Annotated in this window: 19 protein-coding genes and 1 riboswitch; of the genes, 11 read left to right on the top strand and 8 right to left on the bottom strand. The window is 70.1% G+C overall.

Annotated elements, in window-relative coordinates:
• The first annotated feature begins 40 nt into the window (after nucleotides 1-40).
• A complete protein-coding gene (locus HMPREF3121_RS09285; protein ID WP_070522630.1) occupies nucleotides 41-1,525 on the top strand; it encodes a carboxyl transferase domain-containing protein in 1,485 nt (494 codons plus the stop codon).
• Nucleotides 1,526-1,673: 148 nt separating this feature from the next.
• Here HMPREF3121_RS09285 and HMPREF3121_RS09280 read toward each other — a convergent pair whose 3' ends face one another.
• Together HMPREF3121_RS09280 and HMPREF3121_RS09275 are read right to left on the bottom strand one after the other, a co-directional pair.
• Complete coding sequence (locus tag HMPREF3121_RS09280; protein WP_035120389.1) at nucleotides 1,674-2,033, bottom strand: FKBP-type peptidyl-prolyl cis-trans isomerase; 360 nt, start codon at nucleotides 2,031-2,033, stop codon at nucleotides 1,674-1,676.
• 200 nt (nucleotides 2,034-2,233) lie between these two features.
• The gene (locus HMPREF3121_RS09275; protein ID WP_083291577.1) at nucleotides 2,234-3,529 is read right to left on the bottom strand and encodes a citrate synthase; all 1,296 of its coding nucleotides are present in this window, start codon (nucleotides 3,527-3,529) and stop codon (nucleotides 2,234-2,236) included.
• 652 nt (nucleotides 3,530-4,181) lie between these two features.
• On the opposite strand from HMPREF3121_RS09275, the gene serC reads away from it, so the two are divergent.
• The 3 genes from serC to HMPREF3121_RS09260 all read left to right on the top strand — a co-directional run bounded on the left by serC (nucleotide 4,182) and on the right by HMPREF3121_RS09260 (nucleotide 7,391).
• On the top strand, nucleotides 4,182-5,318 hold the full coding sequence (serC, locus tag HMPREF3121_RS09270; protein ID WP_070522627.1) for a phosphoserine transaminase: 1,137 nt from the start codon (nucleotides 4,182-4,184) through the stop codon (nucleotides 5,316-5,318).
• Nucleotides 5,319-5,445: 127 nt separating this feature from the next.
• The gene (sepH, locus tag HMPREF3121_RS09265; RefSeq protein ID WP_070522624.1) at nucleotides 5,446-6,489 is read left to right on the top strand and encodes a septation protein SepH; all 1,044 of its coding nucleotides are present in this window, start codon (nucleotides 5,446-5,448) and stop codon (nucleotides 6,487-6,489) included.
• An 11-nt stretch (nucleotides 6,490-6,500) separates the two neighbouring features.
• On the top strand, nucleotides 6,501-7,391 hold the full coding sequence (locus HMPREF3121_RS09260) for a DUF6928 family protein (RefSeq protein WP_070522693.1): 891 nt from the start codon (nucleotides 6,501-6,503) through the stop codon (nucleotides 7,389-7,391).
• Here HMPREF3121_RS09260 and HMPREF3121_RS09255 read toward each other — a convergent pair.
• From HMPREF3121_RS09255 to HMPREF3121_RS09245, 3 genes are all read right to left on the bottom strand, one after another.
• On the bottom strand, nucleotides 7,370-8,212 hold the full coding sequence (locus HMPREF3121_RS09255) for a TrmH family RNA methyltransferase (RefSeq protein WP_141743053.1): 843 nt from the start codon (nucleotides 8,210-8,212) through the stop codon (nucleotides 7,370-7,372). The two genes, HMPREF3121_RS09260 and HMPREF3121_RS09255, sit on opposite strands and share 22 nt — an antisense overlap.
• Nucleotides 8,213-8,214: 2 nt before the next feature.
• A complete protein-coding gene (locus HMPREF3121_RS09250) occupies nucleotides 8,215-9,675 on the bottom strand; it encodes an NCS2 family permease (RefSeq protein ID WP_070522622.1) in 1,461 nt (486 codons plus the stop codon).
• A gap of 126 nt (nucleotides 9,676-9,801) precedes the next feature.
• Nucleotides 9,802-10,551, bottom strand: a complete 750-nt coding sequence (locus tag HMPREF3121_RS09245) for a DUF3027 domain-containing protein (RefSeq protein WP_070522619.1) — start codon at nucleotides 10,549-10,551, stop codon at nucleotides 9,802-9,804.
• Nucleotides 10,552-10,566: 15 nt separating this feature from the next.
• Between HMPREF3121_RS09245 and HMPREF3121_RS09240 the strand changes: the two genes are divergently transcribed.
• Both HMPREF3121_RS09240 and HMPREF3121_RS09235 read left to right on the top strand, forming a co-directional pair.
• A complete protein-coding gene (locus HMPREF3121_RS09240) occupies nucleotides 10,567-11,475 on the top strand; it encodes a glutaminyl-peptide cyclotransferase (protein WP_246816123.1) in 909 nt (302 codons plus the stop codon).
• A gap of 70 nt (nucleotides 11,476-11,545) precedes the next feature.
• Nucleotides 11,546-12,082: a DUF2771 family protein gene (locus tag HMPREF3121_RS09235; RefSeq protein ID WP_168161390.1), complete on the top strand. Its 537-nt coding sequence runs from the start codon at nucleotides 11,546-11,548 to the stop codon at nucleotides 12,080-12,082.
• 87 nt (nucleotides 12,083-12,169) lie between these two features.
• Here the strand turns inward: HMPREF3121_RS09235 and HMPREF3121_RS09230 are convergent, their stop codons facing one another.
• On the bottom strand, nucleotides 12,170-12,577 hold the full coding sequence (locus tag HMPREF3121_RS09230; RefSeq protein ID WP_070522683.1) for a cold-shock protein: 408 nt from the start codon (nucleotides 12,575-12,577) through the stop codon (nucleotides 12,170-12,172).
• Nucleotides 12,578-12,999: 422 nt separating this feature from the next.
• A riboswitch (cyclic di-AMP (ydaO/yuaA leader) is annotated at nucleotides 13,000-13,180 on the top strand.
• Between the two features lie 19 nt (nucleotides 13,181-13,199).
• On the opposite strand from HMPREF3121_RS09230, the gene HMPREF3121_RS13000 reads away from it, so the two are divergent.
• Nucleotides 13,200-13,856 carry a transglycosylase family protein gene (locus tag HMPREF3121_RS13000; RefSeq protein ID WP_070522610.1) on the top strand — a complete coding sequence of 219 codons (657 nt, stop codon included), beginning with the start codon at nucleotides 13,200-13,202 and terminating at the stop codon, nucleotides 13,854-13,856.
• A gap of 261 nt (nucleotides 13,857-14,117) precedes the next feature.
• Here the strand turns inward: HMPREF3121_RS13000 and HMPREF3121_RS09215 are convergent, their stop codons facing one another.
• A complete protein-coding gene (locus tag HMPREF3121_RS09215) occupies nucleotides 14,118-14,315 on the bottom strand; it encodes a hypothetical protein (protein WP_070522680.1) in 198 nt (65 codons plus the stop codon).
• 64 nt (nucleotides 14,316-14,379) lie between these two features.
• On the opposite strand from HMPREF3121_RS09215, the gene HMPREF3121_RS09210 reads away from it, so the two are divergent.
• The 3 genes from HMPREF3121_RS09210 to HMPREF3121_RS09200 all read left to right on the top strand — a co-directional run bounded on the left by HMPREF3121_RS09210 (nucleotide 14,380) and on the right by HMPREF3121_RS09200 (nucleotide 19,288).
• The gene (locus tag HMPREF3121_RS09210) at nucleotides 14,380-16,785 is read left to right on the top strand and encodes a helicase-associated domain-containing protein (RefSeq protein ID WP_070522606.1); all 2,406 of its coding nucleotides are present in this window, start codon (nucleotides 14,380-14,382) and stop codon (nucleotides 16,783-16,785) included.
• 103 nt (nucleotides 16,786-16,888) lie between these two features.
• Nucleotides 16,889-18,565, top strand: coding sequence for a DNA repair helicase XPB (locus HMPREF3121_RS09205; RefSeq protein ID WP_070522604.1), 1,677 nt, complete (start codon nucleotides 16,889-16,891; stop codon nucleotides 18,563-18,565).
• Between the two features lie 87 nt (nucleotides 18,566-18,652).
• On the top strand, nucleotides 18,653-19,288 hold the full coding sequence (locus HMPREF3121_RS09200; RefSeq protein WP_070522601.1) for a DUF3239 domain-containing protein: 636 nt from the start codon (nucleotides 18,653-18,655) through the stop codon (nucleotides 19,286-19,288).
• Between the two features lie 79 nt (nucleotides 19,289-19,367).
• Here HMPREF3121_RS09200 and HMPREF3121_RS09195 read toward each other — a convergent pair whose 3' ends face one another.
• Nucleotides 19,368-20,537, bottom strand: a complete 1,170-nt coding sequence (locus tag HMPREF3121_RS09195; RefSeq protein WP_070522599.1) for an alpha/beta hydrolase — start codon at nucleotides 20,535-20,537, stop codon at nucleotides 19,368-19,370.
• Nucleotides 20,538-20,611: 74 nt separating this feature from the next.
• Here HMPREF3121_RS09195 and HMPREF3121_RS09190 point away from each other — a divergent pair, with 74 nt between their 5' ends.
• Nucleotides 20,612-21,838, top strand: a complete 1,227-nt coding sequence (locus tag HMPREF3121_RS09190; RefSeq protein WP_070522596.1) for an aminotransferase class I/II-fold pyridoxal phosphate-dependent enzyme — start codon at nucleotides 20,612-20,614, stop codon at nucleotides 21,836-21,838.
• The last annotated feature ends 45 nt before the right edge of the window (nucleotides 21,839-21,883 follow it).

Raw genomic sequence — 21,883 nt, 5'->3', positions numbered from 1 at the left:
GCCCGGCGCGGGAAGGATTTCTTTGCCATAACCTGGGGGCATGTCACGCACGAGCGCACGCGAACTCATCGATTCCGTCATTGACCGGGGCACGTACCGCAGCTGGGACACCCCGCCGGACTACGGCGACATCGACGCCGACTACGCCGCGACGCTGGAGCGGGCGCGCGAGAAGTCGGGGGTCGACGAGGCGGTGCTCACCGGCGAGGGCGAGGTCGGCGGCCGCCGCGTGGCGGTGATCTGCTCGGAGTTTTCTTTCCTTGCCGGTTCCATAGGCGCGGCGACGGCGCGCCGCATCATCCTCGGCATCGAGCGCGCCACCGCCGAGGGGCTGCCGCTGCTGCTGTCCCCCACGTCCGGCGGCACGCGCATGCAGGAGGGCACGCCGGCGTTCGCGATGATGGTGTCCATCACCACCGCCGTCGCCCGCCACAAGGACGCGCACCTGCCGTTCCTCGTGTACCTGCGCAACCCCACCACCGGCGGAGTCATGGCGTCGTGGGGCTCCTCGGGGCACTTCACCTTCGCCGAGCCGGGGGCGCTGCTCGGCTTCCTCGGCCCGCGCGTCGTCGAGCTGACCACCGGCACGGGCATCCCGGAGGGCGTGCAGACCGCCGAGAACCTGTTCGAGCGCGGCATCATCGACGGCGTCATTTCGCCGGAGGAGCTGCGCGGTTCGGTGCGCCGCACCATCGACGTTCTCATGCCCGACGTCGAGACCTCGGAACCCGCCCCGGCGCCGAACGCGGTGCCCGACGGCCGCAGCGCCTGGGAGTCGATTCTGCGCACCCGCATGGAGTCGCGCCCGGGCGGCGGCGACATCCTCGCCGCCCTCGAGGACCGCTCCGTCCCGCTGTCCGGCACCGGCGACGGCGAAAGCGACCGCGCGGTGCGCGCCGTGCTGGCCCGCATCGCCGGCCGCCCGGTCGTGCTCGTGGTCCAGGACCGCCACCAGCAGCCTCCGTTGGGCCCCGATCCGATGGGTCCGGGGTCGCTGCGCTTCGCCCAGCGGGCGATCCGCTTGGCCGAAAGCCTGCGGATCCCGCTGGTCACCGTCATCGACACCGCCGGCGCCGAGCTGACCAAGGACGCCGAGGAAAACGCGATGGCCGGAGAAATCGCCCGCACCCTCACCGCGCTGCTCGACGTTCGCGTGCCCACCGTGTCCATGATCCTCGGCCAGGGCTGCGGCGGCGGGGCGTTGGCCATGCTGCCCGCCGACCGTGCGCTGGCCATGCACGACGCGTGGTTGTCGCCGCTGCCGCCCGAGGGCGCGTCGGCGATCATCCACCGCGACACCGAGCACGCCCCCGAAATGATGGAGGCACAGCGCGTCGGGGCCGAGGCGCTGCTGGCGGCCGGGGTCGTCGACGAAGTCATCGCCGAGCCGGAGAACCGGGAGGACCTGGTCGACCGCGTCCTCGGCGCCATCGCCCACGCGCTGTGGACGCTGGAGACCGCACCGGAGCGCGTCGGCCGCGAGCAGCGGTTCGCCCATTATCGGGAGTTCGCGCTCGGAAGCTGACCGGGCATGCGAAAGGGGCGCGGCCGGCGGGTGTTCCGCCGACCGCGCCCCTTTGTCACGCGCGTCGAGCACCTCTTGGCGCGCCGCGCGTTGAACACATTGCCCGGTGCCCTCCGTGCGTCGCCTGGTGTGCGTGGTGCCGTGCGACTTACTTGACGTCGAGCAGGTCGATGACGAAGACGAGGGTCTTGCCCGACAGGAAGTGGCCGGCGCCGGCGGGGCCGTAGGCCTTCTCCGGCGGGCAGATGAGCTCGCGGCGGCCGCCGACCTTCATGCCGGGGATGCCCTCCTGCCAACCGGCGATGAGGCCGTTGAGCGGGAACTCGATGGACTGGCCGCGGTTCCACGACGAGTCGAACTCGTCGCCGGTCTCGTATTCGACGCCCACGTAGTGGACCTCGACGCGGGCACCGGGGGTCGCCTCGGCACCGTCGCCGACGGTGATGTCGTTGATGACCAATTCGGTGGGGGCCGGGCCGGACTTGGCGCCGAGTTCGGGCTTCGTCATGGTGAGTCTCCTCGTATCGGCGACCGGGCGCGCACATCGTGCCCGCCGTGGCCGCTTCGGTTCGGTTTCTTCGTGTGAAGTCTAATGCAACCCGCGACGCCGGGTGGGCGCTCGGACGGGAGTCGTCGTGCGGAAAACGACGGACACCCCGTCCCGCCGAGAGGCGGCACGGGGTGTCGGCGTTCGTCGAGCGAAGGCTCTTAGCGCTTGTCGCGGGGCACGAAGTCGCGCTCGTTCTCGCCGATGTAGATCTGGCGGGGACGGTTGATCTTCGAGGCCGGATCGGTGACCTGCTCGTTGAAGTGGGCGATCCAGCCCGGCAGGCGGCCGATGGCGAACAGCACGGTGAAAAAGTCCGTGGGGAAGCCCATGGCGCGGTAGATCAGGCCGGTGTAGAAGTCGACGTTCGGGTAGAGCTTGCGCTGGACGAAGTAGTCGTCGGCGAGCGCGATCTCCTCGAGCTTCATGGCCAGATCCAGCAGCTCGTCGCCGCCGAGGTGCTCCAGCACGTCGTGGGCGGTCTTCTTGGCGATGGCCGCGCGCGGGTCGTAGGACTTGTACACGCGGTGGCCGAAGCCCATGAGGCGGACGCCCGGCTCCTTGTTCTTGACGCGGTTCATGAAGTCGGTCGCGTCGCCGCCGTGGTTGTTCTTGATGTCCTCGAGCATCTCCAGGACGGCCTGGTTGGCGCCGCCGTGCAGCGGGCCGGACAGGGCGTTGATGCCCGCGGCGATGGAGACGAACATGTTGGCGCCGGAGGAGGCGACCATGCGCACGGTCGAGGTGGAGCAGTTCTGCTCGTGGTCGGCGTGCAGGATGAGCAGCTTGTCCAGGGCGTCGACCAGAACCGGGTCGACCTCGTACTTGGCGGACGGGAAGCCGAACATCATGCGCATGAAGTTCTCGCGCGCGTTCAGGGAGTTGTCCGGGTAGAGGTACGGCTGGCCCTTCGAGGCGCGGTAGGCGTAGGCGGCGAGCATCGGGACCTTGGCCATGAGGCGGGAGGTCGCCAGGGCGCGCAGCTCCGGGTCGGACGGGTCGAGCTCGTCCTGGTAGTAGGACGAGAGGATGTTGACCGAGGAGGCCAGGGTGGCCATCGGGTGGGCGCCGCGCGGGAAGATGGAGAAGGCGCGCTTGAAGTCCTCGTCCAGCAGGGTGTGGTGGCGGATGTCGTGGTTGAACTTCTCCAGCTCCTCCGGGGTGGGGAGCTCGCCGTTGATCAGCATGTAGGACACCTCGTTGAACGTGGCCTGCTCGGCCAGCTGCTCAATCGGGTAACCGCGGTGGCGGAGAATGCCGTTGCCGCCGTCGATGTAGGTGATCGCGGACTTGGTCGAACCCGTGGCGGTGTAGCCGGGGTCGAAGGTGGTCAGACCGGTCTCGGCCAGGAGCTTGCCGATCGCGATACCGTCGTTGCCCTCGGTGGCGTTGACGATGTCCATCTCGAACTCGCCGCCGGGGTAGTGGAGCACGGCCTTGTTGTTCTCAGTAGCCACAACTTCCCTTTCGCTGAAAATGTGTCGTTCAGGCAATCCGGCGTTGTCTCGCCGGCCACGGCCCACACTATCCGCAGATCCGGAAGATCACGCGGATGGTGCCCGGTGCGGATCGGACGATGAACGTCTTCGCCCGCTTCACACCGGGGCCCGGCCGAGCCATACTCAACCGCCAGCAGTGGACTGCGGCACACTCTAGCAAAGAATGTGAGGGCGGCAACACCCTTACCCCCGCAGTTTTCCCTGCACGGCGGCGCGGCGGCCAGCTTAACGACTTCCCCGCAAAGTGGCAACACCACGTTTAAGCAGGTCACGACATATGCAAGCCCCCCACGGCAACCGCCGCACCCGACCATTCAGATACTTTCGCGCACCACCCGCCAAACACCTCCCCCTCCGAAAGCAAATCCACCCCCAACCACGCCGGAGCAGCCGAAACGGCCATCTCGACATTCCGTTACATTGCACACGCTACACTTTGCAATCTTCACATTTTGTTAACTTTGCGAATAGCAATTCGCCACACCTGAAGGCCCCCTCCGGCCCCTCACCCGGACCGGGGGATTCGGGCACGATCCCCCGCCCGTGACCCGCCCGCACCCGGGGCGTTAGAGTCTAGGTGGTCCATAACCCACCGAAAGGTTGCGCCCAAATGAGCGATCAGTTCCCCTCCCTGCCCGCCGAGTTCCTCCCCGGCGACGGCCGCTTCGGCTGCGGCCCGTCCAAGGTCCGCCCGTCCCAGATCCAGGCCGTCGTCGACGGCGCCACGAACATCATGGGCACGTCGCACCGCCAGCCGGCCGTGAAGAACGTCGTCGGCGAGGTCCGCGAGGGCCTGTCCGAGCTCTTCTCGCTGCCCGACGGCTACGAGATCATCCTGTCCCTGGGTGGCGCGACCGCCTTCTGGGACGCCGCCACCTTCGGGCTCATCGAGAAGAAGTCGGCGCACCTGTCCTTCGGCGAGTTCTCGTCGAAGTTCGCCAAGGCCGCCAAGCTGGCGCCGTGGCTCGACGCCCCGCAGGTCATCGAGGGCGAGCCGGGCACCGCGCCGAAGCCGGTCGCGGGCGAGGAGGGCGTCGACCTCATCGCCTGGGCGCACAACGAGACTTCGACCGGCGCGATGGTGCCCGTCGTCCGTCCGGAGGGCTCCGAGGGCCAGCTGGTCGCCATCGACGCGACCTCCGGCGCCGGCGGCCTGCCGGTCGACATCTCCCAGGCCGACGCCTACTACTTCTCCCCGCAGAAGTGCTTCGCGTCGGACGGTGGCCTGTGGCTGGCCGCGATGTCCCCGGCCGCCCTGGAGCGCATCGCCAAGATCAACGCCTCCGACCGCTTCATCCCGGAGTTCCTCAACCTGCAGACCGCGGTGGACAACTCCCTGAAGAACCAGACCTACAACACCCCGGCCGTGGGCACGCTGCTCATGCTGGCCGATCAGGTCAAGTGGATGAACGCCAACGGCGGCCTCGACGGCATGGTCGCCCGCACCACCGAGTCCTCGTCGCACCTGTACCGGTGGGCCGAGGGCCGCTCGGAGACCTCCCCGTACGTGGCGGACGAGGCCGCTCGCTCGCTGGTCGTCGGCACCATCGACTTCGCGGATGACGTCGACGCGGCGAAGGTCGCCAAGATCCTGCGCGCCAACGGCATCCTGGACACGGAGCCGTACCGCAAGCTGGGTCGCAACCAGCTGCGCATCGGCATGTTCCCGGCCATCGACCCGGAGGACATCAAGAAGCTGACCGGCGCGATCGACTGGATCCTCGACAACGGCCACGCTTCGGCCTAGCCGCAAGCCCCGCCCCGATTCGGGCGAATCCCCGCACACGCCGCTTCATCGTCATGGCGGCCGAGCGGGGGTTTCGTCGTTTAGCATGGGGGAAAGTACACGGCGGTCATTCCCAGGAGGTTGTCGAATGCGGGAATTGAAGCCCATCGCGGACGCCGGCGAGCCGGGGACCATCGTCCTCGTCGCCGCGGATTCCGGCGAGGGGGACGCGGAGCGGTACGTTCTGCCGGTCACCGATGAGCTGCGCGAGTTGGTCGCCGCCGTGTCCTCCCCCGCCGATGGTTCGCGTGACGACGCCGACGTCGATGCCGCAGCGGCCGAGTCCGACCGTGGCGCCGGGGATGGCGACGAGGCCGGGGAGACCGGGTACAAGCCGGAGACCGCCGCATCGTCCGAGCCTTCCGCGACCTCTGACGGGTCCCCTGAACCGTCCGCACCGACGGAACCGGCGGAACCGTCGGAGCCGAAGATGGTGCTGCGTCCCCGGGAGATCCAGGATCGCGTTCGCGCGGGTGCCTCGGTCGACGAGCTCGTCGAGTTGACGGGCATGCCGGCCCGCCGGATCGAGCCCTTCGCCCATCCGGTGCTCGCGGAGCGGGCGCGCATCGCGGAGTTGGGCAAGCAGTCGCGTCCGCGCCGTGCGGATGGCCCCGCCCAGCTGACGTTGTGGGAGATTCTGGCCACCGCCTTCGCCGCCCGGGGCCTCGACCTGGGCACGTCGGAATGGGATGCGTGGCGCGACCCCGCCGGGCAGTGGATCATCGGCGTGACCTGGTCGGCCGGCCATTCGACGACCACCGCGGAGTGGGCGTTCCACGCCGAGGGCGCCTCGGCGTCGACGGTCGCCCGCAACACCATCGCCGCGGAGCTCGTCGACCCCGACTTCGCCCGTCCCCGCCGCAACCTGTCGTCTGTGGAGGACGCGGCCCCCGGTCTGCGTCCCGCGCCTCCAGTCGACGAAGCGCCGCTTCCCGGCGGCCGCGGATCGTCGGAAAGCGCCGGGCCCGAGTCGGGTGCCGCGGCTGATGGACGGGACGACCACGACGACCACGATGACGACGAGTTCCTGCGCCATCCGGAAGACGGCCCCGCGCCGAAGCGCCGGCGCAAGACCGTCATGCCCTCCTGGGAGGACGTGCTGCTCGGGGTGCGACCCACGGACCGCAAGTGACGGGCGGGGCGATGAACTCGACCCAGGGGCGGCGCGCGGGCGTCGCCACGATCTGGTTCGTCACGGCCGCCGAGCCGTTGGCCGTCCTGACCGCCGAACCCGACCATGACCGGGGCTTCGGCCGCAAGTACCTGGCGCTGCTCGACCCGCGGCTGACGGTGACGCCCATCGGCGATTTCCCGTTGAACAGGTCGGCGCCCGCCGGTGCCGGCGAGTTCTACATCGGTGGATTCGACGGATTGGCCGTGGTGCAGACCGTCCTCGACGACGTCTCGCGGCTGTCCGACCTGCCCGGGCGCTACCTGCGGGGAATCGCCGCCACCGACGTGTACGCCTTTGCCTCCGACCCGGACACCGGCTTCGGGGCCTTCGCCCACTGGCGGGCCGGTGAACTCAAGCGCGCGTTCTCCGCGACGCGGTTCACCATCATCGAGGACATCGGGGTTCCCGACGTCTTCGAAGGCGACTTTTGGGCCGGCCGCCGCAAGCCCGAAGCCGCCGACGAGCAGCCCGCCGGCGGCCCGCGCCGGGGCGTGGCCATGCCCTTCGTCCCCGCCGAACTGGCCGACGCCGCGGCCGAGGCATGGCTGGGCTTCGATCCCGCCGACCCCGGCCCCGACATCCCCGTCAGCGCCTTCGCCATCGACGGCCGCCGCGCCTCGGCGCAGGAACCCGTCACCGCCCGGCGCGCCCGGGCGACGCGCGACATCCCCCACCCCGCCGCAGGGGAAATCGACTACGACGACTACGAGGACCACTCGCCCCGGGCCTCCGACGACGCCGCCGAGGGCCTCCGCAAATTCGGCCGCGCCGCCGCCGACGGCGCCCGTTCACTCGGCGAGGGCATCCGCGGGCTGGGCAAGAAGGCCTGGGCGACGATTCAGAAGCGCAACCGTTCGTAGAAGCCGATCGCGGCCGCGGTGGCCACGTTGAGGCTGTCGGTGCCGTCGGCCATCGGGATGCGGGCGCGGACGTCCGCCGCGCGCATCGCGTGCTCCGTCAGCCCCGGGCCCTCCGCGCCGACGAGGATCGCCACCTTCTCGTGCGCCATCGCCTCCCACAGGTCGACCGCCCCCTCCCCCGGGGTCATCGCGACGATGCGGAAACCCCGCTCCCGCAAGCCCTGCAACGACCGCTGCCACGTGGTCGTCGTGCCCGGCAGATGCGCGAACGGCAGGCGCAGCACATGGCCCATCGACACCCGCACCGCGCGCCGGTACAGCGGATCCGCGCAGGCCGCCCCGAAGAGCACCCCGTCGACGCCCATGCCCGCGGCATTGCGGAACATGGCGCCGATGTTCTCGTGATCGCCCACGCCCTCGAGGATGAGCAACGTGCGCGCCCCGTCGACGACCTCCGCCACCGACGGCTCCGGGGCCCGGTCGGCCACCCCGAGCAACCCCCGGTGCATGTCGAAACCCACCGCCCCGGCGAGCACCGGACGGTCCACCTCGAACCACGGCACCGACAGCGCCGCCTCCCGTGCCGCCGGGTCGCCGGACGACAGGTCGTCGTCAAGCGCATCCAAACGGCGCGGCGTGCCCACGATGCAGCGCAACGGAAACCTCGACCCCGCCAAACGGGGGACGATCAACGCCCCCTCCGCGATGACCAGCCCCTTGCCGCCCGGCAAATCGGGGCGGGAATCCGAACGGTTCAGATCGCGGACGTCGTCGAGACGGGGATCCGCCGGATCATCGACCCGGATGCGACGCGGCGACACCGCTACGCGCCCAGCATCGCCGACACCGGCTCGATGCCGAAGTACACCAGGAACAGCGCGGCGACGACGTAGAGCAGCGGATGGACCTCGCGGGCGCGGCCCGAGAACAACGCCAGCAGAACGTAGGTGATGAAGCCGACGCCGATGCCGTTGGCGATGGAGTACGTGAACGGCATGATCACGATGGTCATGAACGCCGGCAACGCGATGTCGAAACGGGTGAAGTCGATCTCGGTGATCTGCGCCATCATCATCGCGCCGACGATGACCAGCACCGGGGCCGCAGCCTCGACCGGGACGATCTCGTACAACGGCGTGAAGAACATCGCCAGCAGGAACAGCAGGCCCGTGACCACGTTGGCCAGGCCCGTGCGGGCGCCGTCGCCGATGCCCGCGGCGGAGTCGACGTAGACGGTGTTCGACGACGACGAGGTCGCGCCGCCCACCACCGCACCGAGGCCCTCGACGACCAGGGCGCGCTTCATGTCCGGCAAAACGCCGTCCTCGCCGGCCAGGCCCGCCTGCTTGCCCAGGCCCGTCATCGTGCCCATCGCGTCGAAGAAATTCGCCAACACCAGGGTGAACACCAGCATCGTCGCGCCGATGACGCCGACGCGCACGAACGCGCCGAACATGTCGAACTGGCCCAGCAGCGACATGTCCGGCAGCCCGCCGATGCCGTCCGGGGCGCCCGGCACGGCCAGGCTCCAGCCGTTCGGGTTCGGCTCGCCGTCGACGAACGACGGACCCGACTTGGTCAGCGCCTCGACGATGAGCGCGATGATCGTGTTGATCACGATGCCGATGAACAGGCCGCCCGGCACCTTCCGCACCACCAGGACGCCGCAGATGATGATGCCCAGCACGAACACCGCCGTCGGCCACGACGTGATGTGGCCGCCGATGCCCAGCTGCACCGGCACGGTCGTGCCCGCGGCGTCGGGGATGCGGCGGACCAGGCCACCGTCGACGAAGCCGATGATGGAGATGAACAGGCCGATGCCGACGGCCATCGCCGCCTTCAGCGACGGCGGGATCGCCTCGAACACCGCCGAGCGGAACCCGGACACCGCCAGCGCCACGATGATGATGCCGTCGATGACCACCAGGCCCATCGCCTCGGGCCAGGTCAGGCCCTCATTGGCGACGAAGGTGACCGCCACCAGGGTATTGATGCCCAGACCCGCGGCGATGCCGAACGGGTACTTGGCGAACGCGCCGAACAGGATGGTCATCACGCCCGCCGCGAACGCGGTCATGGCGGCGACCTGCGGCACCGACAGGACGGTGCCCTCGACGTCCTCGATGCCGCCGAGGATCAGCGGGTTGAGGAGGATGATGTACGCCATCGCGAAGAACGTGACGACGCCGCCACGGACCTCGGTGACGATGGTCGAGCCGCGCTCGGTGATGCTGAAGTAGCGATCGAGTGCGGATGCGGGCTCCACCTTGGATTCGGCCATGCGCTTGCGCTCCAGTCTGAAAAAGTCTGAAAGCCGGCCGACGCGGTTGGGCGCGGCGACCGGGGATCGTTAATGCGCTTCTCAGAATCGCACCCCCGGCCCCCGCCGGGCAACACGGGCGGCGGGTCAGTCGTCGCCGCGCCGGTTGCCGCGAAGATCCGCCCGTTCCACGATCTCCTGGTCGTCGTAGGCGCGGCCCTCGGGGGCGCCCGCGCCGGTGACCTCGGGGGTGGCCGAGTGCGCGCCGCAGCCGTGGTCGACGTTGACCACGTCGGCGTCGAAGGTCCATTCGTTGGCGCACGCCCCGAAATCGGCGCCGAGGGGTCCCTCCAGGGGGATGAAGAAGGCGCAGGTGCCGCAGTGGCGCAGCGCCTCGTCGGCGAATTCGCCGTGCGGGCCGGTGTCGCCGTCGAGCCAGCGTTTGGCGGTCTGCCGCAGGCCCTCCTCCGACAGTTCGCGGTCTTCGGGGTCGGCCGTCGTCAGGCGGGGGTCGTCGGCTGCGGCGGGCAGCAGGTCCCGCGGGCCGAGGTCGCCGGGGCGCAGCCGGTCCTCGTACGGCACCCACTCGGGGGCGCACAGGGCGCTGTCGCCGGGGACGAGGGCGACTTCGCTGACGGTGATGTGGTCGGTGCCCGGCGCGCACGCGAGCACCACGTGCCATTCCCATCCGCGGTAGCCGGGCAGGTCGGCGGCGAAGCGGTGCACCACCACCCCCGGGTGGGTGACGGTGACCCCGACGTGGTCGCCCGCGGGTCCTTCGTCCATGTCGTCGATTGCGGCGCGGGCGATGTCGACGGCCCGCTCGCCGAACAGGGGTCCGCGGGAGCGGCGGCGATTGCGGGAACGGCGGCGTCGATTGTCTGTCACGGTGGCCATTCTAGGATGAGGTGCATGAAGCTCAGCGCGAAGGCCGTTTCGGCCGGGATCTTGTCGACCGTCCTGCTCGTGGCGGGCTGTTCCTCCGATTCGCTTGACGACGACGCGCCGGCGACGTCTGCGGCCGGGTCGTCGGGTGCGGCGGAATCGGCGGCCGGCGGGGGCTACGGCGCGAACGGGGCGGATGCCATCGCCGCGATTCCCCGTTTGAACATCGAGGTCGTCGCCGAGCATCCCTTCGACGACGGGGCCTTCACGCAGGGGCTGGAGATCGACGACGACGGGTCGTTGCTGATCGGCACCGGGCAGTACGGAGAGTCGGCGATCTGGCGGGTGCGCGACTGGCGCGCCGGGTCCCCGGCGGAGGATCGCCGCGACCTGCCCCGGGAGTTCTTCGGCGAGGGCATCACCCGCTCCGGCGACCGCGTGTGGCAGTTGACGTGGAAGAAGGGCGTCGCCTTCGCCCGCGATGCGGTGACGTTGGAGGAAACCGGCCGCGTCGAGTACTCCCGCGAGGGATGGGGCCTGTGCGATCAGGGCGATCGGCTGGTGATGTCCGACGGTTCGCACACCCTGACCTTCCGCGACCCGGAGACCTTCGAGGAGACCGGGAGCGTCGACGTCGTCGTCGGCGACGTCCTCGTCGACCAGCTCAACGAGCTCGAATGCGTCGACGGCCCGGATGGCCCGGAGGTGTGGGCGAACCGGTGGATGACCAACGACATCGTCCGCATCGACCCGGACACCGGCGAGGTCACCGGTTTCGCCGACGCCACCACGCTCGTCGAGTCGCTGTCGCCGGAGGCCCGCGACCGCGCGGACGTGTTCAACGGCATCGCGAATGTCCCGGGCACCGACCATTTCCTGGTGACCGGAAAGTACTGGCCCACCTTGTTCGAGGTCCGGTTCACGCCGGCCGAATGATCGCCGTTAGACTGACCTGCGGTTCGGGCGTCCGACGACGCCCGGCGACGACGAGCGGAGGAGCGTGCCCGTGGCGACCCTGGCGAACAAGAAGACGTGGCGGATCATCGGCGTGATCGTCGCCGTCGCGCTGATCATCACGGGCCTGGTCCTGGTCCTCGACCGCGCCAACGACGACACCGTGGAGGATCCGGCGGCGCTGACCATGACGGTGCGCCTCGGCGACGAGGAGATCGAGGTTCTCCCCTACCGCATCTGCAACATGTTCGAAGAGGGCGAGGGCGCCTGCACCACCGACGACGACGCCACCGCGCACGTGTCCATCGAACCGGAGGAGGTCGCGGAGATCGAGGTCGCCGACGAGGTGGCCTCCGTGACGTGGGCGGTGCAGCGCTTCTACGTCGACGAGGCCGTGAACTCGGCGGACCGGAAGGAGCCGGGCGAGGCGAAGACGGAATCCGTCGCGGGTTCGGCCTCGGTCAACGGCGAGCGCGTCCCGCTGGGCGTCATCGAGGTCTCCACGACCGTCATCGGCCACGACGACGCCGGCGAAGAGGTGCCGTACGGCATCACCTGGTCCGTGGCCAACGACGCCGACGGCGAGTAACCGCCCCGCGCGCCTCTCTTACCCCGTCACCGCGGCTGCATCGGCCCCGCAGCCGGGCCTGTCCTCCGGCCGCACCCGCGCCGGAGATCAGTGATCGAGTTCGCGTGCGACGGCGCGCAGCACCTCGGCCATCTGGTGGCCGTCCTTGCGGTCCGGGTATCGGCCGGCGCGCAGGTCACGCTGAACGGTGGATTCCAGCATCGAGATCATGTCGGAGATCATGCCGTTGAGGTCCGCCGGCGAGTGCCGCTTGGCCTGGCGGCGTCCCCCGCCTCCCCGGCCGACGCGCGGAGCCTCCTCCAGGACCGTGATGTGCAGCGCCTGGGGCCCCGGGCGTCCGTCGGCGTAGTCGTATTCGATGCGCTGGCCCTTGAACAGCTCGTCGACTCCCTCGGGCAGCACGGCACGACCGACGTAGACGTCCTCCCCGCCGGGGTTGGACACGAAGCCGAAGCCGCGATCCTTGTCGTACCACTTGACCTTGCCGATGGGCACCGGGGCCACCTTTCTCTCGTCGCCGTTCGTCTCGTTGCCGTTTCTCTCGTTGCCGTCGGCGAAAAACGGCGGTCATCGTTCGTCGGCGTTCGTCGGCGGGCAGGAGCGCCCGTCCGCGATGAAACAACCGATTATAGCCGACGCCACTCAAACGCCCGAAGATCACGGCACCATAACGTGACCTTGGTCACATTTTTAGGCATTCACACCCGCCCCACGCCCACCATTACGCCACCTGAACAGCGGCAACGTCGTAAAGCAGCCGTTCTTCGGCAAAACCTCCGACGACACCCGCCGCCCCGACTAACGTGACTATTCCGTTACCAACGGCTACCGTACGCACACGACGCACCACGGCCCCTCCGCCGCCCCTCGCCCAACCCCGTCCGGGACGGCACCACGGAGACCCGCGGCAAGCGAAAACTTCATGGACGACATCCTGATCGAGACGGGGTCGGGGGAACCACCGGCACCAACCGGACGGGACGAACATCCACCGCGATGTTCCGACTCCCTGGGGTGAAGCCGGACGAACCACGTCCGCCGGGCATCCCTTCCGCCCGAACCCGACAGCTAACCCCGACGGCGAATCACCGAAATCAACGAGAGGGAAACCACCGACATGGCCCGTCACGCCATCAAGAACCGCAACTTCGTCTCCACCTCCGCCAAGGTCGCCCTGACCGGTGCCATCCTCGGCGCCGGCGCCGCGATGGCCGCCCCGACCGCCACCGCCGCCCCGGACTCCGACTGGGATCGCCTGGCGCAGTGCGAGTCCGGCGGCAACTGGCACATCAACACCGGCAACGGCTACTACGGTGGCCTGCAGTTCGCGGCGGGCACCTGGAACGGCTTCGGCGGCGGCGAGTTCGCCCCGACCGCCGACAAGGCTTCCCGCATCGAGCAGATCTACGTCGCCGAGAAGGTCCTCGCCGCGCAGGGCTGGGGCGCCTGGCCGGCCTGCTCCGCCAAGCTGGGCCTGTCCTCCGGCCCGACCGACCGCCCGCACCCGAGCTCCGGCGCCCGCGCCAACTACGCCGGCAACCAGGGCGCCCAGGACCGCCAGGCCGCGCCCGAGTCCCCGTCGCTCGACGCCGACACCATCCGGTCCATCATCGGCGACCTGCAGGGCGCCCGCTCCATCGCGGACCTGAACTCCATCCTGGACAAGGCCCGCGGCATCGCGTCCTCCCAGGGCGTCGCCCTGCCGACCGAGATCACCGACGCGTACAACGACATCCTCGGCGGCCTGCCCCGCAACATCCCCGCCCTGGTCTAAGGTCCCGGGCCGAGCCAGGCGACGACCGTCGCCACCGCGGCACCGCCGCACGAAAAACCGCCTCCCGGCTCAGCCGGAGGCGGTTTTTTCATGGGCGCTGCCGGAGGCGGTTTCCTCATGGGCGGTTGGTCGACCCTGCATGTCGACACCGTCCGTCGTCTCCCCCTTGCCCCGGCGCCCGCGGGCACGACGAATGCCCGATGGTCCCGGTTCATCCCGTGGACCATCGGGCGCGGGCCGCGGCGGGTGCGGCCGTCGTCGCTACTTGTTCTTGTTGATGACGGTGGTGGGGTGGACGTAATTCAGGGTCTCCACCGGAACCGGGAAAGTGGTCTCGCCGTAGGGGGAATCGGCGCCGGCGTAGCGGCCCACGAACTCGGTGACGGCGTGCTCGCCCGGGGCGAGGTCCTGCGGCCAGCCCGGATCAACGTACTGGTTCTTCTTCTGAACGTTAGCCATGCTCATCATCATCTCAGAAACGGCGACGCCAGTCACCTTTCCCGGGGCTAATGTGGGAGCCGAGATGACCCACGCCACCCCCTTTCCCCCGTTTCGCCGTTGGCTCGCGGCCCGTTCCGACGGGTTCCTCGCCGAGCTGCTGCGCCGGCGCCCCGATGCGCTGTCTCCCCCGCCGCGTTCCTCCGATGCGCTGGCGGGCCGTTTGCAGCTGCGTTCGTCGGTGCAGCGCGCGCTGGCCGACGTCGACGCGCTCGGACTCGGGCTCCTCGAAGCCGCCGTCGATCTCGGCGGAGACGTCGAACCGGTGGCCGCGGCGGCGGTCATCGACGAGCTTAGGGACGGTCTGGCCGCGGTCGGCGTGCCGGCGCGGCAGCGGCCGACGATCGCCCACGCCCGCGAGGCGCTCGACGAGTTGCGGCAATCGGCGCTCATCCACGGCGACGGGCCCGGCGGGTCGGGGGCGTTTTCGGGCAAGTCGACGCGCAAGTCCTCCGGCGAGTGGGAGGATCACCTGCTCGTCGCCGACGAGGTCGTCGCGGCGTTGCCGGCCGGCTGGCGGCTCATCCCCCGGCCCGGAGAGCCAACGACGGCGGAGATGCGCGCGGCGCTGTCTGCCACCGACGAACGCCAGCGCAAGCTGTTGGACACGCTCGCCGACGCCGGTGGCCTGGGCACCACCCGGGACGCCGCGGAAGACGCCGACCCGTCGCTGCCGGTGCCGCGTCTCATCGCGGCGGGCCTGCTCGAGCGCATGGACGATTCCACCGTGCGGTTGCCCGGCCGGGTCCGGGCCCTGATGCGCGGGTCCGTACTCCCGGATGGTCCGCCCGCCCTGCGTCCCGGTCCCGCCGAGTCCGTGGAGCTGCGCGACGCCGACGGTGTTGCCGCGGGGGCGGCGCTGGAGCTGCTGCGTTCGGTGCGGGCACTGCTGGAGCTGCTCGGCGATCGCGCGGCGCCGACGTTGAAGGACGGCACCATCGGGGTGCGCGAGCACCGGCGGCTCGTCGAGGCGCTGGGCGTCGGCGACCTCGAGTTGGCGCGCATCGTCGCCATGGCGTCGGCGGCGGGGCTCATCCACGTGGGCACGCCGCGGCCCCTGCCCGAGGATGATTCGGGCGGCGATTACCTCGCGCCGACGGCCGTCGCCGATTCCTTCCTGGAGGAGACCGCGGCCCGGCGGTGGGCGCGTCTGATCACCGGGTGGCTCGCCTCGGAGGAGGCGCCGTGGCTGATCGGTGCGGAGGGTCCGACGGGCAAGCCGCTGGCGCTGTTGTCCCCCGATGCCCGGCGCGCCGGGTCCCCGGAGCTGCGCATGCGGGTGCTGCGGCTGCTGTGCGACGGCACCGAGCCCGGTTTCGGCATTCCGGACGTCCGCGCCCGTTTCCTGGCGCGGGCCCCGATCGCGTCCTCGCACTGCCCGGATGAGGTGCTGGAGCAGATCCTGGCCGAGTTCGCGGTGCTGGGTCTGGCGGTGCCGGCCGGCGGCGGCGCCGGGTCGGCCATCGGGGCGGGGGCGTCGAGCGCGGGTCGCGCCGCGGCGGGTGATCTCGGAGAGCTTCACGACGACGGCGATCTGGCCGACGCCCTGGCCTCGTCGCTGCCGGCGCCGGCGACGCGGTTCATCGTGCAGGCCGACCTGACGATCCTCGTGCCGGGGCCCGCGGAAGGGGCGTTTTTGGAAACGCTCGAATCGTTCACGGATCTCGAATCCTCCGGGGTGGCCAGCGTCCACCGCATGTCGGAGGAGTCGGTGCGCCGCGCCCTGGACACTGGGACGTCGGCGGCGGATCTGCACGCGTTCCTGTCCGACAGCAGTCTCGGCGACGTGCCGCAGTCGGTGACGTACCTCATCGACGACGTTGCCCGTCGGCATGGCCGGTTGCGCGGGGGTCCCGCCGCGGCGTACCTGCGTTGCGAGGATCCGGCGCTGCTCGCGCGGGTTCTCGCCGATCCCGTGGCCGAACGGTTGGGGCTGCGCCGCCTCGCGGAGACCGTCGCCATCGCACAGGTCGATCCGGCGACGATGATCGGGGCGCTGCGCGATGCGGGGTTGTCCGCCATCGCCGAGGACCCGTTGGGCGCGGCGCTGGATCTGCGGCCCGAGCGGTTCCGGGTACCCGAGGCTCCGCGCCGCCCCGCCGCCCCGACGCGTGCCGACGACGGCCGGATCAGCCAGGCGCTGCAGTCCATCCAGGCCGGGGATCGTGCCGCCGACACCGGCGGAGGCACCCGCATCGACATGGACGACGATCCCGCCACGGGGGCGGCCGCCCAGGCGCTGCTCCACCGTGCCGCGCGGTCGGGCCTGGACGTGACCATCGGTTTCGTCGACCGCAACGGCCGCGCCGGTCGTCGCCGGGTCCGCCCGGTGACGGTGTCGGGCGGGCAGGTCGACGCCGTGGATCCGGCGACGGGGCAGGTGCTGCGTTTTCTGCTGCACCGTGTGACGGAGGTCGTCCTCGACGCGTGACCCGAACGGGGTCATAATGGGGTTTTGGCGCGTTTCGGCCCGCGCGGCCGTCGGCGCGCACTCCGACCGAGCATCCCCCAACCGGAAGCAGTGGTGATTCCCCGTGTCCTTCGGCGACGGTCCCCTCATCGTCCAGTCCGATAAGACGGTCCTCCTCGAGATCGACCACGACGACGCCGATGCCGCCCGCGCGGCGCTGGCGCCCTTCGCCGAGTTGGAGCGGGCCCCGGAACACATCCACACCTACCGCATCACGCCGTTGGCGCTGTGGAACGCGCGTGCGGCGGGCCATGACGCGGAGCAGGTCGTCGATGTTCTGGAGAAGTATTCGCGGTTCCCGGTGCCGCAGGCGCTGCTCATCGACGTCGCGGAGACGATGGACCGCTACGGTCGTCTGACGTTGTCGAAGCACCCGGCCCATGGCCTGGTGCTGGAGTCGTCGGATCCGGCGGTGTTGGCGGAGATCACGCGCCACAAGAAGATCCGTCCGATGCTCGGCGTGGAGATCGACGCCGACACGTGGACGGTGCACCCCTCCGAGCGCGGCCGCATCAAGCAGGAGCTGCTCAAGGTCGGATGGCCGGCGGGCGACACGGCGGGCTACGTCGACGGCGAGGCCCACGACATCGAGTGGGTGGGCGAGCACGTGGACTGGGATCTGCGCGATTACCAGCGGCATGCGGCCGATTCCTTCCGTGAGGGAGGCTCGGGCGTCGTCGTGTTGCCCTGCGGTGCCGGCAAGACCATCGTCGGTGCGGCCGCGATGGTGGATGCCAAGCGCACGACGTTGATTCTGGTGACCAACACCGTCGCGGGGCGTCAGTGGCGCGATGAGCTGCTGCGCCGCACGTCGCTGACGGAGGATGAGATCGGCGAGTACTCGGGCGAGCGCAAGGAGATCCGCCCGGTGACGATCGCGACGTATCAGGTGGTCACCCGCAAGACGAAGGGCGAGTTCCGTGCCCTGGAATTGTTCGATTCGCGCGATTGGGGCCTGATCATCTACGACGAGGTGCATCTGTTGCCGGCGCCGGTGTTCCGCATGAGCGCGGATCTGCAGTCGCGCCGTCGCCTCGGGCTGACGGCGACGTTGGTCCGCGAGGACGGGCGCGAGGGCGACGTGTTCAGTTTGATCGGCCCGAAGCGTTACGACGCCCCGTGGAAGGACATCGAGGCCCAGGGGTGGATCGCGCCGGCGGAGTGCATCGAGGTCCGCGTGACCCTCACGGAGTCGGAGCGGATGGTGTACGCGACCGCGGAGGCGGCCGATCGTTACCGGCTGGCGGCCACGTCGCCGACGAAGATTCCGGTCGTCGAAAAGCTGCTGGAAAGCCATCCCGGTGAGCCGGCCCTGGTCATCGGCGCCTACCTGGATCAGCTCGAGGAGTTGGGGCGGGCCCTCGACGCGCCGGTCATCGACGGCAAGACGTCGAACAAGCGGAGGGAGGAGCTTTTCGACGCTTTCCGCGCCGGGGAGCTGACCACCCTCGTCGTGTCGAAGGTGGCGAATTTCTCCATCGACCTGCCCGAGGCGGCCGTCGCCGTGCAGGTGTCGGGCACGTTCGGGTCGCGGCAGGAGGAGGCGCAGCGCCTGGGGCGTCTGTTGCGTCCGAAGTCCGATGGCGGCGGTGCGATCTTCTATTCCGTCGTCGCCCGCGACACCCTCGACACCGAGTACGCCGCCCACCGGCAGCGTTTCCTCGCCGAGCAGGGCTACGCCTACCGCATCGTCGACGCGGACGAACTGCTCGGCCCTTCTCTGCCCGGCGATACCCTGTAATCGACGTAGTCGTCGTAATCGTCGCGGCACCGGTTGCCGCGGCGGGCCCGAATATCCCGGCCCCGAACCCCCGGAGAGGAACATCCGATGAGCTTCGACTTCACCGTCGACGAAGCCCACAACGCCGCCAACAACGAATACTTCCGCGACGGCAAGCGCCTGCGCCTGTCCGCCGCGATCATGGCCGTGCTGCTGTGGGTCGGCGGCGGGCTGGCGCTGTGGATGCTGGGCGCGTCCGGGGTCGGGCTGTTCCTGGGCATCCTGTCCATCACCTTCGGCACCATGTGCGCGTGGGTGGCGGTGACCCTGCCCGGCACGACCGGCACGCCGCAGGACCTGTACGACACGTGGCCGTTGGCCCCGGCCATGATCGCCGAAGTCGACCCGCGCACCATGACGCTCATGGCGCTGGTGGACACCGCCTCCGAGGAAGGCGCCGAGCCCCGCCGTGCCCTGGTGTTGCGCACCGTGTCGAAGGTGTCGGGCACTCCCCGCACCGTCGGAGCGCGCGTGCCCTCGGTGGCCGTGGGCGGCAAGCACCGCCGCGGCCGCGATCATTGGGACCAGATCACGCCGGTGCCCATCGCCTGGGCGACGCCGTCGTCGCGCATCCGACGCGACGCCGAACGTTCCATCCCCGAAGGCGACTGGCAGTTGTTGCGCGACAACCTCGACCGCGTCGACGACGTCCGCGCCACCAAGTTCGACCTGCTGGTGCTCTGACCGCGGGACTCTGACCGCGGGACTTCGGGACTCGGCGACCCGGGAGTTCAGCGGCGCCGGATCCCAGCGACGCCAGAATTCAGCGGCCCCAGGACTCCTCGTTGGCGCGGTCGACCGCATCCTTGTCGTATTCGCCCGCCGCATCCGCCGGCACCTCGCGCCGCGTACAGGTCGCGTCGAGAATGTGTCGGGTCAGATCCGTGATGCGCGCGCGTTGCACCGACGGCTGCGCCACGGTGTGGGTGGCCAGATACTCGTCGAGCACCGCCGTCCCGCCTGCTTCCGTCACCTTCGCCACGAGTTCCGGGCCGCCGGCGACGGTCGTGTCCTCCGTGCCCGTCTGGACGTAGACGGTGTCCAGGAAGGACGCGTCACCCAGCGCCGGGGACACCGACGGATCGGTCGCGTCCTCGGTGCCGAAGACCGCGCGCAGCATCGTCGCGGCCCGGCCGCGCAGATCCAGGGACGGCGCCGTCAACGCCACCGACGACAGCGGCGGGCTCTGCTCCCCCGCCTTCCCGGCCCCCTCGGCGAGCATTCTCGCGGCGATGACGCAGGCGTGGGCCCCGGAGGACCGGCCCCACAGGACGATCTTCGACGCGTCGATCGGGACGTCGCAAAGCAATCGATCCCGCTGCCCCGCCGGTGCCGCAGCCTGCTCCGCCACCCACCGCACGACGGCGACGAGATCTTCCGCCGCAGCCGGCATCGGGTGTTCGGGGGCCAGACGCACGTCGACGTCGACGACCACCGCCCCGGAGCGCTGGGCCAGCGCCGCGCAATCAGGGCCGAAGACGCCGTCGCGGGCGCTGCCGTCGCCCATCCACCAGGCACCGCCGTGCGCCGCGACGACCACGGCGCCCGTCGGATTCTTCGGGACGAAAACGCGCACCGGGATCTCCGCGGCCTCCCCCGACACGACTCCATCATCGAACGACGCGGTGGCGCCGTCATAGGCCACGAACGGAAGCGTGTGGTCGACGCCGGCGCCGAGAACGAGCATCGACGCATGGACGATGTGGTCCGGCAGCCGGGCGGCGCGGTCGTTCGCCGCGGCCCGAGCGGCGGCGACCTCGTCGGCGGAGCCCTCCCACGGAACGGGGACCGTCGTCGAGTAGGCGGGGACGTGTTCCTCCAGGTAGTCCACCAACTGGCGCAGCTTGCCGGCGTCGGTGGTCACGGGCGTGAAGCCCTCGGCGGCGGCATCGTAATCGGGCCGGGCATCGAAGCCGGAAATGGGGTCACTCATGCCGCATATTGTGCCAGCTCGCGCGGATCCGGATCCTGCCACCCGCAAACCGCGATTCGCCTACCGTCGTGTCCATGAGCACCGACCCCACGAGCACGTCCGATTCGGACCCCACCGTGCGCCGCTTGCGCCCGCTGGGCGAGACGATTTTCGCCACGATGAGCCGTCTGGCGCAAGAGACCGGCGCCATCAACCTGGGGCAGGGTTACCCGGACCGTGACGGACCGCAGGTCATGCTCGACGAAGCAGTCGACGCGATCCGCCGAGGCGAGAATCAGTACGCGCCCGGGCGGGGCACCGGGGAGTTGCGTCGCGCGATTTGCGACGACCGTCGTCGCCGCCTGGGGCAGGCCTGGGATCCCGATACCGAGTGTCTGGTCACCGTCGGCGCCACCGAGGGCATAACGGCCGCCGTGCTCGGCATCGTCGAGCCCGGCGCACACGTGGTGCTCATCGAGCCGTTCTACGACTCCTACCGGGCCGCGGCCATCCTCGCCGGCGCGGAGTGGACCGCCGTGCCTCTGGTCGCCGGCGACGACGGGTGGCGCCTCGATGTCGCCGCGCTGCGCGCCGCCGTCCGCGATGACACCACGATGATCATCATCAACACCCCACACAACCCGACGGGCACCATCTTCACCCGAGGCGAACTCGAGGCGATCGCCGACGTGGCCCGTGGTTCGGGCGCGTTCGTCCTGGCGGACGAGGTGTACGAGCGTTTGCTTTACGACGGCCATCCGCACCTCTCCATCTCCGACTTGGACGGCATGCGCGATCGGTGCGTCATCGTTTCCTCCGCCGCGAAGACGTTCAACGTCACGGGATGGAAGACGGGGTGGGTGCTCGGCTGTCCGGAGGTGTTGTCCGCGGTGACCACGGCGAAGCAGTTCCTCAGCTACGTCGGCGTCACGCACGTGCAGCCAGCCGTGGCGCGGGGCCTGGACGAATGCGGCGAGTGGGTCGACGCGATGGCCGCCGAGCTCGCCTCGAATCGGGATCTGCTCGTGTCCGGTCTGCGCGAGCTCGGCCTCGAGGTGCACGGCGCCGATGGCGGATACTTCGTCGTCGCCGACGTGTCGCCCCTCGGGCTCGGAGATGCCATGGAGACATGCCGAGCCCTTCCGGAGAAGGTCGGCGTGGCAGCCATTCCGGTTCCGGCCTTCGTCGGAGATCCGGAGGACCCGCGTTGGCGGGATCTGGTGCGGTTCGGTTTCTGCAAGCGACGCGAAGTCCTCGAGGAGGGCATCGGCCGCATCCGCGATTATTTGGCGCGTGGCAACGCAACTGCGGACGACGACTAACGCGCCACACGCAAAAAAGACGGGCCCCGCACCCCAAGGACAAAC

Origin of the sequence: Corynebacterium sp. HMSC11E11, assembly GCF_001807025.1 — a bacterium.
In the GTDB taxonomy this organism is placed as follows: Bacteria; Actinomycetota; Actinomycetes; order Mycobacteriales; family Mycobacteriaceae; genus Corynebacterium; species Corynebacterium freneyi.
Note: the sequence above shows the minus strand (reverse complement) of the source record. Positions and strands in the feature narration are given on the sequence as shown.